General features: G+C 70.9%; 14 protein-coding genes and 3 pseudogenes. 9 read left to right on the top strand and 8 right to left on the bottom strand.

What is annotated here, in order from left to right:
* Both GJ634_RS15530 and GJ634_RS09975 read left to right on the top strand, forming a co-directional pair.
* Positions 1 to 275 (top strand): annotated as a pseudogene (locus GJ634_RS15530) (hypothetical protein); the annotation flags it as partial.
* Positions 276 to 361: 86 nt separating this feature from the next.
* Positions 362 to 1,540, top strand: a complete 1,179-nt coding sequence (locus tag GJ634_RS09975) for a sensor histidine kinase KdpD (RefSeq protein WP_157502601.1) — start codon at positions 362 to 364, stop codon at positions 1,538 to 1,540.
* Here the strand turns inward: GJ634_RS09975 and GJ634_RS09970 are convergent.
* From GJ634_RS09970 to GJ634_RS09950, 5 genes and pseudogenes are all read right to left on the bottom strand, one after another.
* Entirely contained in the window at positions 1,534 to 2,448 is a 915-nt protein-coding gene (locus tag GJ634_RS09970) for a 1,4-dihydroxy-2-naphthoyl-CoA synthase (RefSeq protein WP_157502599.1), read from the bottom strand. The two genes, GJ634_RS09975 and GJ634_RS09970, sit on opposite strands and share 7 nt — an antisense overlap.
* A gap of 36 nt (positions 2,449 to 2,484) precedes the next feature.
* Positions 2,485 to 2,880, bottom strand: coding sequence for a hypothetical protein (locus GJ634_RS09965; protein WP_157502597.1), 396 nt, complete (start codon positions 2,878 to 2,880; stop codon positions 2,485 to 2,487).
* 26 nt (positions 2,881 to 2,906) lie between these two features.
* Entirely contained in the window at positions 2,907 to 4,652 is a 1,746-nt protein-coding gene (gene menD / locus GJ634_RS09960) for a 2-succinyl-5-enolpyruvyl-6-hydroxy-3-cyclohexene-1-carboxylic-acid synthase (RefSeq protein ID WP_157502595.1), read from the bottom strand.
* A pseudogene (locus GJ634_RS16960) lies at positions 4,649 to 5,975 on the bottom strand (isochorismate synthase MenF). The gene menD and the pseudogene GJ634_RS16960 overlap by 4 nt, the downstream one beginning before the upstream one ends.
* A 56-nt stretch (positions 5,976 to 6,031) precedes the next feature.
* A complete protein-coding gene (locus GJ634_RS09950; protein ID WP_157502593.1) occupies positions 6,032 to 6,628 on the bottom strand; it encodes a sulfite oxidase-like oxidoreductase in 597 nt (198 codons plus the stop codon).
* Positions 6,629 to 6,784: 156 nt separating this feature from the next.
* Here GJ634_RS09950 and GJ634_RS09945 point away from each other — a divergent pair, with 156 nt between their 5' ends.
* The 3 genes from GJ634_RS09945 (at position 6,785) to GJ634_RS09935 (ending at position 9,592) form a co-directional block, all read left to right on the top strand.
* Positions 6,785 to 7,003 carry a hypothetical protein gene (locus GJ634_RS09945; RefSeq protein WP_058982755.1) on the top strand — a complete coding sequence of 73 codons (219 nt, stop codon included), beginning with the start codon at positions 6,785 to 6,787 and terminating at the stop codon, positions 7,001 to 7,003.
* A gap of 111 nt (positions 7,004 to 7,114) precedes the next feature.
* Entirely contained in the window at positions 7,115 to 7,393 is a 279-nt protein-coding gene (locus tag GJ634_RS09940; RefSeq protein ID WP_157502591.1) for a UPF0058 family protein, read from the top strand.
* Positions 7,394 to 7,489: 96 nt separating this feature from the next.
* A complete protein-coding gene (locus tag GJ634_RS09935; RefSeq protein ID WP_157502589.1) occupies positions 7,490 to 9,592 on the top strand; it encodes a hypothetical protein in 2,103 nt (700 codons plus the stop codon).
* An 18-nt stretch (positions 9,593 to 9,610) separates the two neighbouring features.
* Here GJ634_RS09935 and GJ634_RS09930 read toward each other — a convergent pair whose 3' ends face one another.
* On the bottom strand, positions 9,611 to 9,913 hold the full coding sequence (locus GJ634_RS09930; RefSeq protein WP_058982761.1) for a hypothetical protein: 303 nt from the start codon (positions 9,911 to 9,913) through the stop codon (positions 9,611 to 9,613).
* Between the two features lie 238 nt (positions 9,914 to 10,151).
* Here GJ634_RS09930 and GJ634_RS09925 point away from each other — a divergent pair.
* The 3 genes and pseudogenes from GJ634_RS09925 to GJ634_RS09915 all read left to right on the top strand — a co-directional run bounded on the left by GJ634_RS09925 (position 10,152) and on the right by GJ634_RS09915 (position 12,322).
* A pseudogene (locus tag GJ634_RS09925) lies at positions 10,152 to 11,476 on the top strand (adenylosuccinate synthase).
* 48 nt (positions 11,477 to 11,524) lie between these two features.
* Positions 11,525 to 11,719: a methytransferase partner Trm112 gene (locus tag GJ634_RS09920; RefSeq protein WP_157502587.1), complete on the top strand. Its 195-nt coding sequence runs from the start codon at positions 11,525 to 11,527 to the stop codon at positions 11,717 to 11,719.
* 42 nt (positions 11,720 to 11,761) lie between these two features.
* Positions 11,762 to 12,322: a hypothetical protein gene (locus GJ634_RS09915; RefSeq protein WP_331714098.1), complete on the top strand. Its 561-nt coding sequence runs from the start codon at positions 11,762 to 11,764 to the stop codon at positions 12,320 to 12,322.
* A gap of 1 nt (position 12,323) precedes the next feature.
* Here GJ634_RS09915 and GJ634_RS09910 read toward each other — a convergent pair whose 3' ends face one another.
* Complete coding sequence (locus GJ634_RS09910; RefSeq protein WP_157502585.1) at positions 12,324 to 13,403, bottom strand: DR2241 family protein; 1,080 nt, start codon at positions 13,401 to 13,403, stop codon at positions 12,324 to 12,326.
* Complete coding sequence (locus tag GJ634_RS09905; RefSeq protein ID WP_157502583.1) at positions 13,403 to 14,284, bottom strand: CbiX/SirB N-terminal domain-containing protein; 882 nt, start codon at positions 14,282 to 14,284, stop codon at positions 13,403 to 13,405. Before GJ634_RS09905 ends, GJ634_RS09910 begins: the two co-directional genes overlap by 1 nt.
* Positions 14,285 to 14,396: 112 nt before the next feature.
* Here GJ634_RS09905 and GJ634_RS09900 point away from each other — a divergent pair.
* On the top strand, positions 14,397 to 14,777 hold a 381-nt coding region (locus GJ634_RS09900; RefSeq protein WP_394350886.1), incomplete at its 3' end, for a hypothetical protein.

The raw sequence follows: 14,777 nt of genomic DNA, 5'->3' as shown, positions 1-14,777 counted from the left end.
CCGTCGAGCGCGGCGACGACTGGTTCGCCGTCGCGGGCGACGGCCGGCCGCCGGGCGACGCCGACCCGGCGGCGTACTTCGAGTACGGGAGCGCGGTGCCGGACGCCGACGCGGGCATCCTGCTGCCGAACGTGCGGATGCTCGCGGCCGTCCACGGCTGGTCGGCGACGCTGGACGCGGACTACGAGGAGGGCGTCCGCGTGGTCGTCTCCGGGACGGAGGGCGTCAGTAGCCCCGTCGAGGACGCGGCCGGCCTCGACGCGCCCGCGAACTGAACGAACGTTCGACGCGCTGGCGGTTCGCGGACAGAATTTCGACGGAACGGGGAATTTATTTTCACCCAGTCCAGTGAACAGACAGAATGAGACTGCCGCTCCGCTCGTCGTCGGCCGTCCCGGAGCGGCTGGTCGCAACCGCTGTCGCCGTGACCCTCGCGCTCGTCGTCGAAGTCGCGGTCCGACTCCACGTCGACGCGCTGCTGTCTCCGGTGTCGCTGGTGTTCTCCGGGGAGTTCCTCGTGGGCATCGTCACGACCGCGCCGTTCGTCGCCGGCGTCGCGTACGCCGGCTACTGGCTCCGCGAGAGCGGCGTCGAAGTGGACCGCTACCGCCGCGTCTGGTGGTGGACGCTCGCGGGCGCCGCCGCGTCGCTCGTGTTGAACGTCATGCTGATGGGCGTCCTCTCGGTCGGGTCGACGCTGCTCGCGGTCGCGTGGCTGCGCTGGGCGGTCGCGGTGGGCCTCGGCGTCGGCGTCGGCATCGGCGTCACCGAAGCCCGAGCCATCCAGCAGGCGACGGAGGCCGAGCGGAACGCGGTCCGCGCCGAACACCTCGAAGTCCAGCGGGACCTGCTGGACTACCTCAACAGCCTGCTGCGCCACGAGGTGTTGAACGCGTCGAACGTCATCTCGGGGTACGCCGACCTCCTGCGGGACGAACAGGCCGACGGGACGCCGGCCGCGGAGTACGCCGAGACGATACGCCGCAAGAGCGACGAGGTGACCGGCGTCGTGCAGGACGTCCGCGTGCTGTTGCACGCCACCGAGGAGCGCGCGGACTTCGAGCGCGTCGACGTCGTCCCGCTGCTCCGCGACGAGGTCGCGAAGCTCTCGGACCTCGACGAGGACGCGGTCGTGGAGACCGACCTCCCCGAGACCGCGACCGTCCACGCCGACGCGCTGCTCGCCCGCGTGTTCGGGAACCTGCTCGCGAACGCCGTCGAGCACAACGACAGCGACCCGCCGCGCGTCCGGGTGCGGGGCAGCGTCGACGAGGAGTCCGTCACGATAGAGATCGAGGACAACGGGCCGGGCATCCCCGACGAGGAGGTAGCGACGCTGTTCGAGCGGCCGTCGCGGCGCGCCGCCGACCACGGCCTCGGGCTCTATCTGGTGGCGCGGCTCCTCGAACACTACTGCGGCAGCGTCGACCTCGTCGACACCGGCCCGGAGGGGTCGACGTTCCGCGTCACGCTCCCGCGGGAGCCGCCCGCCGAAACCACGCCGTCACCGTTCGTCGACCCGTTCAGCGACGCTCAGTAGTACCACGGGTAGTCCGAGAAGTCCGGCTCGCGCCCCTCCATGAACGCCTCCCGGCCCTCCTTCGCTTCGTCGGTCATGTAGCCGAGCCGGGTGGCCTCGCCCGCGAACACCTGCTGGTCGACGAGGCCGTCGTCGGCCATGTTGAACGCGTACTTCAGCATCCGCATCGCCGTCGGGGACTTCGACGCCATCTCGTCGGCCCACTCCAGCGCCACGTCCTCTAAGTCCTCGTGGGCGACGACCTCGTTGACCATCCCCATGTCCGCGGCCTCCTCGGCGTCGTAGGTCTTCCCGCGGAAGAACACCTCGCGGGCCTTCTTCTGGCCGATCTGCTTGGCGAGGTACGCCGACCCGAACCCGGCGTCGAAGGAGGCGACGTCGGGGTCCGTCTGGAGGAACTTCGCGTGCTCCTCGCTCGCGAGGGTCATGTCGCAGACGACGTGCAGGGAGTGCCCGCCGCCGACCGCCCATCCGGGGACGACCGCGACCACGGGCTTGGGCATGAACCGGATCGCGCGCTGGACCTCCAGGATGTGGAGCCGGCCGGCCTTCGCCTCGCGGACGTTCTCGTCCTCCTCGGCGGCGGCCTCGTCGCCGTCGCGGTACTCGTAGCCCGACTCCCCGCGGACCGACTGGTCGCCGCCCGAGCAGAACGCCCAGCCGCCGTCCGTCGGGCTCGGGCCGTTCCCCGTCAGGAGCACGCATCCAATATCTGTCTGGCGCTTCGCGTGGTCGAGCGCCTCGTGGAGCTCGTCGACGGTGCCCGGCCGGAACGCGTTCCGCACCTCGGGCCGGTCGAACGCGATGCGGACCGCGTCGACGTCCGTGCCGCGGTGGTAGGTGACGTCCTCGAAGTCGACGTCGTCGATTGGCTCCCACCGCTCAGCGTCGAAGATGTCCGAGACCATGCCCGAGAACGGGCGCGGCCGGCGCAAAAAGCTTCCCTACTCGGCGGCCTCGTCGGCGGACTCCTCGGACGCGTCGGTCGCGTCCTCGGGCCCGTCGTCGAGCACGCGCTCGGGGATGACCGACGGCGGCGTGGCGTCGAAGGGGCCGTCGGGGTCGGTGACCCACAGCGTGAGGTAGACGACGCAGGCCGCGACGACCGCGAGCGGGAACTGGAGCGTGAACACGCCGTAGACGACGCACGCGCCCATCGTCACCGCGGCGACAGTCTCGCGGTTCGTGCCGCCCGCGTACAGGAGCGCGGCGATGGTGAAACAGGCGACACCGACGCCGAGACCTAACAGCGGTTCGAACGCGAGGAAGAAGCTGTACAGCAGGGCGGAGACGCCGACGGCTACGGCGAGGATGCTTAGCGCGCGAGTGGTGGAGGGCATCGGATTGACGTGTCGGGGCGAGCTCCTTAGTCGTTGAGGTCGCGTTCGACGGCGGCGTCGAGGCGCTCGCGCTCCCGGTGGCTGGCCGCCGCGTCCGTCCGCACCTCGATGACTTGCGTGGCCGCGGAGTCGACGGACTCCCGGTAGGCCGCTCGGAACTCCTCGAGGGCGTCGACGCGCGCGAACGCGAAGTCGTAGACGTCCCCGAGCGGTTCGAAGTCGAGGCCGTGCGGCGTCTTGAACTGCCCCGTGAACGGCGGGTCGAAGTCCTCGATGGGGAGCATGTGGAAGATGCCACCGCCGTCGTTGTTCACGACGACGATAGTCGCGTCCACGTCGCAGCGGTCGAGCGCGAGCAGGCCGTTCGCGTCGTGGTAGTGCGCGAGGTCGCCCGTCACCACGACGAGCGGGTCGTCGGTCGCGCTCCCGGCGCCGAGGCCGGTCGACGTGATGCCGTCGATGCCCGACGCGCCGCGGTTCCCGAGCACGGTCAGCTCCGCGCTCCGCGGCCGCGCGAACCGATCTACGTCCCGGACGGGCATGCTGTTCGACACCATCACGGTCGCGGGGTCGGGCGCGTCGTCGACGGCCGCCGCGACAACGTCGCCCTCGAGGAGCGCGTCGCGGTCGACGCCGTCCACAACGTTCCAGTAGTCGCCTTCGAGGGCTGCGACGCGGTCGGCCCACTCGCCGCCCGAGCGGTTCACGCGGTCGGCGAGCGCGCGTGCCGTCTCGGTGGGGTCCGCGACCACGAGGTCCGAGGCCGTGAATGTCGCTTCGCGCCACCCGCCTGCGGGGTCGACGAGGAACTGGCGCGCGCCGCCGTCCCGGAGGTAGTGCCGGAGCGGCTTCGACGTCGGCGACGCGCCGAAGCGCAGGACGACGTCGGGCGCGGGCACGTCCGCGGCGAGGAAGCCGTCGTAGCCGCCCACGATTCGAGAATCGACGTGCTCGCCGAAGCGAACCCCCGACAGCGGGTCCGCGAACACCGGGAAGCCGGTCGCGTCGGCCAGCGCCGCCACGGCGTCCGCAGCGAGGCCGTGGGCGTCGTCCGGGCCGGCGACGACGAGGCCGCGGTCGGCGCCCTCGACTGCCTCGGCAAGCGCTTCGAGGGTCGCGTCGTCGGGCGCTGCGGGACTGTGACGGACGTCGACGAACGGGCCGTCGCGGCCCTCGGCGGCAAGCTGGTGCTCGTCGGCGAAGTCCTCGGGGACGTCACCGGGCACGTCGACCGGTTCGAGGGGTTTCTTGAACGGGACGTTGAGGTGGACGGGGCCGGGGTTCGCGCCGGTCGTCTCGCCGACGGCCCGCGCAATCGAGGTGCGGAGCGAGCGGAGTTTCCGGTCGTCGGCCTCGGGCTCGGGGAGTTCGCGGAACTGGCGGACGGCGTCGCCGTAGAGTTTGGTCTGGTCGACGGTCTGGTTCGCGCCCGAGTCCCGGAGCTCGGGCGGGCGGTCCGCGGTGAGCACGAGCAGCGGGACGCGGGCCTGATTCGCCTCCATCACCGCCGGGTGGAAGTTCGCCGTCGCGGTGCCGGACGTGGAGACGACAGGCGTGGGCTTTCCGGTGCGTTTCCCGCGGCCGAGCGCGAAGAACGCCGCCGAGCGCTCGTCGAGGTGCGAGAACACGCGGACGTCGTCGCGCTCGGCGAGCGCGACGGTCAGCGGCGTCGACCGGCTGCCCGGGCAGACGCAGGCGGCGTCGACGCCCGCGCCGACGAGCTCGTCGACGACGGCGCGCGCCCACAACGTGTTCCGGTTCGGCGCGCTCATGCTCGGAGCTCGTCCAGAATCGGCTGGTACTTGAGCTGTACTTCCTCGTACTCCTCGCTGGGGTCGCTGTCCGCGACGATGCCGTTGCCCGCGAACATCGTCACCGTGCGGTCGCGGGCGACCGCCGACCGCAGGCCGACCGCGAACGTGCCGTCGCCGTCGCCGTCGAACCAGCCGACCGGGGCGGCGTACCAGCCGCGGTCGAACGTCTCCGTCTCCCGGATGACGTTGAGCGCGGCCTCGGGCGGCAGCCCGCCGACGGCGGGCGTCGGGTGGAGCGCTTCGGCGACGTCGAGGACGTGGGTGTCCTCGCCGACGTCGGCCTCGATGGGCGTGCTGAGGTGCTGGATGTTCGAGAGCTTGCGGACGCTGCGCTCGCCCACGGTGACCTCGCCGAACGCGCCGAGCTGGTCGACGAGGGTGTCCGTGACGAGGCGCTGCTCGTGGCGGAGCTTCTCGCTGTCGCGGAGCCGCGCGGCGAGCTCGGCGTCGGCCTCGGGCGTGTCGCCGCGGCCGACCGACCCCGCGAGCGCCACCGTCTCCACGCGGCCGTCGCGGAGCGTCACGAGGCGCTCGGGGGTCGCGCCGAGGAACGCGGCGTCGCCGGTCGCTCCACGAGGAACCGGAAACACGACGGGTACGACTGGCGGAGCCGCTCCAGCAGGTCGCGGGGGTCGAGGTCGCCCGCCAGCTCCGCGCGCAGCGCGGTCGCGAGCACGACCTTCTGGAGGTCGCCGGCGTCGATGCGCGCGACGGCGCGCTCGACCTGCTCGCGCCACGACGCCTCGTCGCTGGTCGCGTCGTCGACTTCACGCCCGGCCGCGGGCCGCTGGGCTGCATCGCCGGCAGGCCCGCGACGTCCTCCCGGGCCGCGTCGAGGTCGGCCTCGACGGCTGCGGGGTCGACGGCTTCGCCCGCTCGCGTCACGGTCAGCCACGTCTCGTCGCCCGCGCTCGCCAGCTGGACTGCCGGGAGCACGAACTGCGCGGCCGGGAACCCGGCCCACGTGCCCTGGGGAGTGTGGTCGTCGTGGAACGCGAACCCGCCGAGTAATCGGGGCCGGGCGACCGCTGGACCGTCGTGGTCAGCATCGTCGTACAGCGCGGTCGCCCACTCGCGGACGGCGTCGAAGCGGTCGCCGCCCGCGGCGGTCACCGTGGCCGCGGCGCCGACCCCGGACAGCTCGAGGCCGTCCGGGTCCGCCCAGTGGATGCGGGGCGCCTGTCGGGCCGCCAAGAACGCCCGGTAGGAGACGTCGGCCACCCGGCAGCTCCTGCTCACGACCGCCCCGCGGGCGGCCGCTTCGCCGGACAGAGAACTCATTATCTGTGGTTCGGGACGCTGCGACTAAATAGGCTATCCTTCGGCAGCGACGACCGCTAGCTGTACCGGTCTTCGGCCCACGGGTCGGCGGTGTTCGAGTAGCCGCGCTTCTCCCAGTAGCCGCGCTCGGGCTCGGTGAGGAACTCCACGCCGTCGACCCACTTCGCGCCCTTGTACGCGTACTTGTGGGGGGTGACGACGCGCAGCGGGCCGCCGTGCTCGCGGGGGAGGTCGTCGCCGTCGAACGCCCACGTGAACAGCACTTCCTCGCGCATGCAGTCCTCCAGCGGGAGGTTCGTCGTGTAGCCGTCGAGCGCGTGGAACATCACCGTCGTCGCGTCGTCGTGGACGCCCGCGAGGTCGGCGAGCCGCGGGAACGGGACGCCCGTGAACTCGCAGTCGAACTTCGACCAGCCGGTGACGCAGTGGAAGTCCTGTCGCTGCGTGACCGACTCGAGGTCCCGGAACTCGTCGTAGGAGAACGAGAGCTCGTCGTCGACGGCGCCCGTGACGGTGAACGTCCAGTCCTCGCGGTCCCACTTCGGCGTCCCGCCCTTCGAGAGCACGGGGAACTTCGAGGTCTCGCGCTGGCCGGGCGGCAGCCGGTCGTCGCCGAACTCCTCGTAGAGGTCCGTGACGTCCACGACAGTCATACCGCCCGGTAGGGGCCGCGGTCACGTATTCCTACCGACTCGGGCGGACGCCACCGACGCCGCGAATCGAAGGCGTCGCGGGCTCAGGCCGGAGACGCGACAGGGTTCGCCCCCGTCAGGCTTAAGAACGGTGGCGGCGAAGCCCCGGCCAGAACGATGCCCCAAATCGAAGTCAACATCCCGGACCAGATCGAGATGCAGATCGCACAGCTCGTCGAACAGGGGGAGTTCGTCAGCCGCGAGGAAGCCGTCGAACAGCTGCTGTCGTCGGGGATTCGCGCGTACAAGACCAGCGGTCCCTCCGACGAGGAGGACGGCGCCGGCCTCGAGAGCGAGGGCGGCATGATGGGCCACGAAGACGAGTACGTCTTCTGAGCCCGCCCGCGGGCGGTCGGCGGCCCGCGCCCGCCGCGCCGGCGCTGCGCCGGGCGTGGTACGCTGTCGCGGACAACGCTTAAACGCCAGAATTCCCTACCGTAACCCAACATGCACAAGGACGAGCTCCTCGACCTCCACGAACAGATGGTGCAGATCAAAGACCAGTTCCTCGAGTTCGACAACGTCGACGACGACGCCTTCCAGGCGTACGAGGAGCTGGACGTCGAGCCCTCCCACGTCCACAAGTCCAAGAGCGAGCACAAGCACGCGGTGTTCCTGCTCGGCAACGCGCTCGCGGCGGCGATGAGCGAAGACGAGTTCTCGAACGCCGGCCGGCTCAGCAAGCGCATGCAGGAGCTCGCCGACGACGCGTCGAGCAAGCTGTAGCTGGTTCTCCGCTCGGGCTCGTCGCGGCCGTCAGACGCGCGTAGGGCGCCCGTCCGCCCGGAAAGTCTTATACGCGCCCCTTGCCTTCCAGTGGGTATGCAGGCACACACGGTCGAGCGGGTGGAGTCCTGGGACTCCCGGCCGTTCTCGGGTGGATTCCGCGAGCTCCAGGAGCTCGCGGACCGCGAGTTCTCGGGAGCGGTCGTCGCGGACGACGCGTGGCTGTTCATGTTGAACGGCCGCGTCATCGGCGTCTTCGAGGGCGCCGTCGAGGCGTTCGGCGACGCCAGCGGCACCGTCTACGAGGCCCCACACCCGAGTCTCGCGCTGCTGTTCTCGATGCAGGAGCGCGGCGGGGAGACGCAGGCGAAGTACTACACGAACGACACGCCGCTCTCGGAGGCCGCCGACACCCTCGAGGACGCGAACTTCACGGGCTACATCGAGCTCTCGGAGAACGTCCTCTCCGGGGACTACTACGTCGTCTACTACGGCGGCCGGTCGATGAGCGCGGCGTTCGTCGGCGCCAGCGAGGAGCTCATCACCGGCGACGAGGCCTTCGAGCGCGCCGACGACGAGGTCGGCGTCTACGAGGTGAAGAAGTCGCCGGTGAACGTCACCGAGATCCCGGAGCCCGACGGCGGGTCGGCCGCAGCCGCGGGCGGCTCCTCGGCCGACACAAAGAGCGACGCTGCAAGCGGCGCGACGGCCGCCGCCGGAGCGAGCGCAAGCACGCCCGACGACTCGGCGGACGACGAGGCGAGCGACGCCCAGTCCGAGTCCGAGCCCGAACCTGAACCCGCGGAGCCGGACGAGCCCGCCGACGAGACGCCCAGCGAGTCGACGGCGACGCCCGAGCGGGCCGCGGCGAGTGGACAGTCCGAACCCGCGGACGCCCGCGATGACACCGCCGAGGAGTCCGAGTCGTCGAACGAGCGCGCCGAAACGGCGGCCGCGTCTGCGGACGCCGACGAGGACCCCCAGCCCCGGAAGCGGGCGGCCGAGTCCGAGGAGACGATGGACGCCGAGGCCGCGGCGCAGGCGGCCGGCGAGGAGGGCGTCTTCGACCAGGAGGAGGAGTGGCGGAACGCCCGCTCGGTGCCGACCCTCGACCCGGAGAAGAGCGAGTCCACGGACGGCGGCGCGACCCGGAAACAGTCCGCGGCGGCGAGCAAGCGCGCGAAACAGCGGAAGCAGACCTCGAAGAGCACGTCTTCGAAGCAGCAGTCGCAGTCGTCCTCGTCGTCGAAGGGGAAGAGCGGGAAGCCCCGGTCGACCGTGGAGAAGCTCAAGCGCGCGGTCAAGCAGCGCGACGCGAAACTCGAGGAGGCGTCCGAGCGCATCGACGACCTCGAGAGCGAGCGGTCGGAACTCCGCGAGCGCGTGGAGACGCTGGAGGCCGAACGCGACGAGCTACAGGCCCGCGCCGAGGACCTCGAAGCGAAGTTGGAGGCGGCGGGCGGGGCGGACGCCGCGTCGGAGACCGACCTGACGCCGGAGGCGGCGCTGTCGGGGACGAACCTCTTCGTGCGCTACGACTCGAAGGGGAAGCCGACGCTCGACGACCTCGGCCCGGACACCGACCCGAGCGCGGTCAACCAGAACCTCCGCATCGACCACCACACGCAGTTCGACGCCGCGGAGGCGACCGTCGACGGCGAGGCCTACGAGTCGTTCCTCGAGTCGACGGCGGCCTACCGGTTCGTCTCGTGGGCGGTCCGGGAGCTCCCCTTCGAGGTCCGGGACGCCGGCCACACGAACGGGATCGCGGACCTCTACGAGGCGTTGCCGGACGTCGACCGCGCGGAACTGGACGGGACGGTTGCCGTCGACACCGAGGAGGGGTCGACGTCGCGGACGTTCGACGTCGTGTTGCGCGACCGGATGGGCGACCCGCTCGTGGTCGCGGAGCTGAACGCCGAGCGCGAGCCCGTGACCGGCGAGGAGATGGGCGCGCTCGTCGACGACGCCACGGCGGTCCGCGAGGGCGCCGACGAGCTCAGCGCGGCGATGTACGTCACGGCGTCGTTCTTCGAGCCCGCGGCCCTAGAGACGGCGAGCGAGGAGACGGGCGGCGGCGGCTTCCTCAGCCGCAGCGACAAGGAGAGCTTCGTGAACGTGGGCAGGAAATCCGGCTACCACCTCTGTCTGGTCGAGGACCGCAACGACGCGTTCCACCTGACCGTTCCGGAACTGTAAGCGAGGCTGAGAGTCGCGTTACTCGGCTTCGGCGGCGGCGTCGATCTTCATCGCTTCCATCTTGTCGACGAGGTCGTCGACCTTGCCGTCGAGTTCGTCGACGAACTCGCTGGTGCGCTCGGTCGTGATGGCGCCCTGCGAGGACGGCTCGATGAGGTTCTCCTCCTCGAGCACGCGCAGCGAGTACCGGACCTTGTGGTGCGGGTAGCCGGTCTCGTTGGACATCTTCACGATACCGATGGGTTCGTTCTCGATGACCATGCGGAGGACCTGCAGATGGCGCTCCAGCATATCGACTTCCTTCTCAAGCCGGTCTATCATGGCATTTGTTAACTTGTCTTGGCGGGGGTTTAAAGGTTGTCGTAGGGCGCGGGCGAGAACGTGACAGTACGAGCTTCCGAGTGGGAACAGTTAACGCTTGCGCCCGCCGCCGTCAGCGCCTCTGCTTTGCCCGTTCGTCCAACATCACCGCGGCGAGTCGAACTCGATGTACACGTGTGTGCCTACTTCCGGCGGCGAGACCGTAACCGGTTTGACGACGCTGGTGGAAGCCACTGGTATGACCGTCACCATCGTCGGGTCGCAACTCGGCGACGAAGGCAAAGGCGGCGTCGTCGACCTGTTCGGCGACGCGGCCGACGTCATCGCCCGGTACCAGGGCGGAGACAACGCCGGCCACACCGTCGTCGTCGGCGGCGACGAGTACAAGCTCTCCCTCGTCCCCTCGGGGGCCGTCCGCGGGAAGACCGGCGTGCTCGGGAACGGCTGCGTCGTCAACCCCGAGACGCTGTTCGAGGAGATCGACGCGCTCCGCGAGCGCGGCCTCGACCCCGACGTCCGGGTCGCCCGCCGCGCCCACGTCATCCTCCCGTACCACCGCGTGCTCGACGCATCGAGGAGGACGTCAAGTCCGACGCCGACCTCGACGCCGGCACGACGGGCCGCGGCATCGGCCCGACCTACGAGGACAAGGCCGGCCGCCGCGGCGTCCGCGTCGGCGACCTCCTCGACCCCGAGGTGCTCCGCGAGCGCCTCGAGTACGCCGTCCCGCAGAAGCGCGCGCTCTACGAGGACGTCTACGGCGGCGACGCCGGCGAGGAGTTCGACGTCGACGCGCTCTACGAGCAGTACCGCGCGTACGGCGAGCGCATCCGGAACGAGGGGATGGACGTCAACGCCGGCGACTACCTCGCCGACCGCATCGACGACGGCGACACCGTGATGCTGGAGGGCGCGCAGGGCACCAGCCTCGACATCGACCACGGCGTCTACCCCTACGTCACGTCCTCGAACCCGACCGCGGGCTACGCCGCGACCGGCACCGGCCTCGGCCCGACGACCGTCGGGCAGGGCGAGGTCGTCGGCGTCGTGAAGGCGTACCTCTCCCGGGTCGGCACCGGCCCGCTCCCCACGGAGCTCACGGGCGACGACGAGGACCTCGCCGAGTACATCCGCGAGGAGGGCGGCGAGTACGGCACCGTCACCGGGCGCCCGCGCCGCGTCGGCTGGCTCGACCTCCCGATGCTCCGGCACGCCGCGCGCGCGAACGGCTTCACCGGCCTCGCCATCAACCACCTCGACGTGCTCGCCGGCCTCGACGAGGTGAAGGTCGGCCACGCCTACGAGCTCGACGGCGACACCATCTACTCGATGCCCGCGACGACCGAGCGCTGGGGCGACTGCGAGCCCATCTTCCGGACGTTCGACGGCTGGCCGGAGTTCGACCCCGAGGCGGTCGCCGCCGAGGGCTACGAGGCGCTCCCCGAACAGGCCCGCGAGTACGTCGAGTACGTCGAGAGCGAACTCGACACCGCGGCGTACGCGCTCGGCGTCGGCCCCGGCCGCAAGGAGACCGTCGTCCAGCAGAACCCCTTCGAGCAGTAGCGCCCCGCAACCCGCACGCTTTTTGTCCGCGCCCCCGTCGACTCGGCCATGAAAGAAGACCTCGTGGACATCGTCTGCTGCCCGCTGGACAAACACGACCTCGAACTCGACGTCGAGGAGCGCGACGGCGACGAGGTGCTCTCGGGGACGCTGACCTGCACGGAGTGCGGCGAAACGTACCCCATCGAGGACGGCATCCCGAACCTCCTGCCGCCGGACATGCGCGAGGAGGCCCCGGCGTAACCCTCGGGAAGCTTTTTCTTACCCCGCGACAATCCATCGACCGTGCCCGACCGGCTGTCCGTCCACCTCAACCGCGACCACCCGCGCGACCTCGACCCGGCAGCGGCGTCGCTGGAGACGGACCGGTCGTTCGTCCTCGTCTTCGAGAACCACGGCGGCCCCATCCACGTCCACCTGCGCCTCGACGACGCGCTCGCCGCGGTCGCCGACATGGCGGCCACGCAGGTGTACGTCGACGAAGGGGAGACCCGCGGCGTCGAGATCTCGATCCCGCCGGACCACCCGCCGACGAAGGGGTACGTGGAGCTGTCGACGGGCTACGGCGCCGAGCAGGCGCGCGTGAACGTCACCGTCACCGACGAGCGCAAGGACGGCGGCCCGGACGTCGCCGTCGACGAGTCCCTCTCCGAGAAAGCCGAACCGACGGGCGACGAGGATTCGGTCGCGCTCGCGGACGTCGCCGTCCCGACCATCGCGGCGGCGGGCGTCGTCGTGGTCGTCGCCGCGCTCACGGTCTCCATCTCGGACTCGGTGGCGATGCTCGTGGGCGCGCTCGCAGTCCTCGGCGGCCTCGGCGTGGCCGCCTACCTGCTGTCGACGTGACTCACTCGTGGTCCTCGGGGTACGTCGGCGTCCCCGAGAGCCCGCGGTCGTCCATGCGCTTGGCGCGCAGGAACCGCGCGCGGTAGCGGTTCGCGCCCTCGTTGACGTCCGCTTCCCGAATCTCGTCCGTGCGGCCGTCTGCGACCGCGTCGACGATGTCCTCGAGCTGTTCTTTCTCCGCGGGCGTCAGCTCGAACGTGTACTCCCGGGACTCCTCGCGCTCGAGCGTCGTAAACTTCCGGGCGGCCGCGACGAACAGCGAACACGGCTCCCGGCACGGGAACTCGCCGTCGCCGCGGGGCACGTCGAGCTCCTCGTCGTCGCTCTCGTCCCACTCGCGGCGCTTCAGGCACTGCGAGTCCACGCAGCACGCCTCCGCGGCCCACTCGAGGGCGTCGCCGTCGAGCTGTTCGACGATGCCGTAGATGCCGGTCTGGCGCTCCGCGACCTCGTCCCAGTGGTCGACGTCGAGGTCGCCCTCGCGCTCGCGGTGCCAGTTCGACACCGTCGCCGGGTAGACGTACTCGACCGTCTGCACGGCCTCGCCGCCGTCGAGGTCGACAAACGCCCAGCCGTGCGGGAGGCTCGGCGCCGTCGACAGCGGCCGGTAGCGGCCCTCGTCGTCGTGCTTGACGAGGTGGCGTGCCTCCAGCGGGTCCGTGTAGGCGTCGACGTCCTCGCCGAGGTCGTCCTCGTGGCGGACCTCGTAGCGGCGCCGCCCGCCCTCGCTGAGCACCGCGGTCACGGCGAGTTCGCCCCACGAGCGCGTGTGGCCGCCGCGGAGTTCGTCGTACCGCTCTGGGACGCCGAGGTCGTCGGCGCCCTCCAGCCACCGGAGAAACGCGCGCCGGGGCGTGTCGTGGCCCGCGACGACGCGCTCCCAGTAGTACCAGTTCGTCGCGTACGGGTCGTCGGCGCGCTCCCGGAGCCCGTCCTCGCCGACCGTCACCTGTTCGTCGGGCGTCTCCCAGCGGTAGCCGCCGTCCGCGGGTTCGACGACGAGCCCGTCGAAGTCGATGCCGTCGTCGGCGTGCTCGGCGAGCGCGTCCGCGACGTCCTCGAGCGGTGCGGACGCCGACATCAGTCCCCCGCGCTCGCGGCGCCCTCGCTCTCGGTTCGCCGGCGGACGCGCTCGATGGCGTCCGCGAGGTCGGCGCCCGCGTCGTCGGCGCGCTCGAGGATGACGTCGGCCACGAGCGGCTCCGTCCCGACCGCGCCCGAGTACCAGATGCGGTGGCCGTCGACCTCCGTGGGGACGTCGTAGCCCGTCCGATAGTCGTCGGTCAGCCCCATGTCCTCGGGGATGTCCTCCTGCGTGTGGAAGCCGTCCGCGACGAACAGCGGCACGACGACGACGTCCTCGGCCTCGAAGAACTCGGTGACGTCGTCGACCTCGGGGTCCTCGTCCATGAACACCGCCTTCACCTCCTCGAAGCGGCCCGACTCGCGGATGCGGTCGGCGTGGTAGTGGATGGCCTTCGCGGAGTTCTCGTTGCGCTCGGTGCCGTGGCCGACGACCGCGAGGCCGAACCCCTCCCCCACGTCGGGGTCGTCGGTGATGGACTTCGCGCGCTCGACGATGACGTCGCTCATCGAGTCGTGGGTGCCGACCGGCCCGCAGTAGTGGACGGTCTTGTCCACGTCCCCGGCCTGCACGGTGACGTGGTCGGCGTCCGTGCCGTCCGAGTCCCAGTCCTCCGGGTCCCAGTCGGAGAGCCGGAGCTCCCGGGGGATGACCTGTTCGGTGAAGTACCCCTCGGAGATGAACAGCGGCACGACGAACACCTCCTCGGACTCGAGGGTGCGCAGCACCTCGCGGAACGACGGCTCCTCCTTCCAGAACGCCTCCCGGACCTCGTCGAAGGCGCCCGACGCGCGGATGGTGTCCGCGTGCGAGAACGCCGGGTCCGAGGACCCGGGGTTGAGGTGCGAACCGTGGCCGACGATGACCAGCGCTTGCATACGCCGTCGTTGGGGAGATGCGTCCTTAGTGGCTTCGCAACCGGCGCTCAGCGGCCGGACTATCGGTGAAGTTCGCCCCTTTTATCCTGTAGTACGAGAACCACGTCGTATCATGCGTCGCCGGGCGCTGCTGGCGGTCGCCCTCGCCGCCCTCCTCGCCACCAGCGGCTGCGTCGGCCTCGGCGTCCTCGGGGACGGCGCCGAGACGCCGCCGGAGGTCGACGTCGTCGACGAGTACGGCGACGTCGGCACGCTCGAAGCGACCCGCGTGACGACCTTCGACACCGGGAACGGCACGGAGGAGACGCGCGCGCTCGTCCGCGTCGACCTCTCGGGCGACCGGTTCAGGCAGTTCGAGCGCGTGCTCGCCCCCGAGTCCCGGGCTGGCGACGTGACCGTCGTCGACGAGGACGGGGCGATGCTGTACGACGCCGACGAGAACGAGGTGACGCGCGTCCCGCAGACCGCCGGCGGCGCCCGCGCCAACCGGTCG

The sequence above is a fragment of the Halobacterium sp. CBA1126 genome (genome assembly GCF_009741975.1).
Lineage (GTDB): Archaea > Halobacteriota > Halobacteria > Halobacteriales > Halobacteriaceae > Halobacterium.
Note: the sequence above shows the minus strand (reverse complement) of the source record. Positions and strands in the feature narration are given on the sequence as shown.

What these genes read in the sequence shown, in the direction of transcription:
- GJ634_RS09905 (WP_157502583.1), bottom strand. Translation starts at nt 14,284, where the DNA reads ATGCAAGCGCTGGTCATCGTCGGCCACGGTTCGCACCTCAACCCCGGG.
- GJ634_RS09945 (WP_058982755.1), top strand. Translation starts at nt 6,785, where the DNA reads ATGCCCCAAATCGAAGTCAACATCCCGGACCAGATCGAGATGCAGATC.
- GJ634_RS09930 (WP_058982761.1), bottom strand. Translation starts at nt 9,913, where the DNA reads ATGATAGACCGGCTTGAGAAGGAAGTCGATATGCTGGAGCGCCATCTG.
- GJ634_RS09970 (WP_157502599.1), bottom strand. Translation starts at nt 2,448, where the DNA reads ATGGTCTCGGACATCTTCGACGCTGAGCGGTGGGAGCCAATCGACGAC.
- GJ634_RS09910 (WP_157502585.1), bottom strand. Translation starts at nt 13,403, where the DNA reads ATGTCGGCGTCCGCACCGCTCGAGGACGTCGCGGACGCGCTCGCCGAG.
- GJ634_RS09940 (WP_157502591.1), top strand. Translation starts at nt 7,115, where the DNA reads ATGCACAAGGACGAGCTCCTCGACCTCCACGAACAGATGGTGCAGATC.
- menD (WP_157502595.1), bottom strand. Translation starts at nt 4,652, where the DNA reads ATGAGCGCGCCGAACCGGAACACGTTGTGGGCGCGCGCCGTCGTCGAC.
- GJ634_RS09950 (WP_157502593.1), bottom strand. Translation starts at nt 6,628, where the DNA reads ATGACTGTCGTGGACGTCACGGACCTCTACGAGGAGTTCGGCGACGAC.
- GJ634_RS09935 (WP_157502589.1), top strand. Translation starts at nt 7,490, where the DNA reads ATGCAGGCACACACGGTCGAGCGGGTGGAGTCCTGGGACTCCCGGCCG.
- GJ634_RS09965 (WP_157502597.1), bottom strand. Translation starts at nt 2,880, where the DNA reads ATGCCCTCCACCACTCGCGCGCTAAGCATCCTCGCCGTAGCCGTCGGC.
- GJ634_RS09975 (WP_157502601.1), top strand. Translation starts at nt 362, where the DNA reads ATGAGACTGCCGCTCCGCTCGTCGTCGGCCGTCCCGGAGCGGCTGGTC.
- GJ634_RS09920 (WP_157502587.1), top strand. Translation starts at nt 11,525, where the DNA reads ATGAAAGAAGACCTCGTGGACATCGTCTGCTGCCCGCTGGACAAACAC.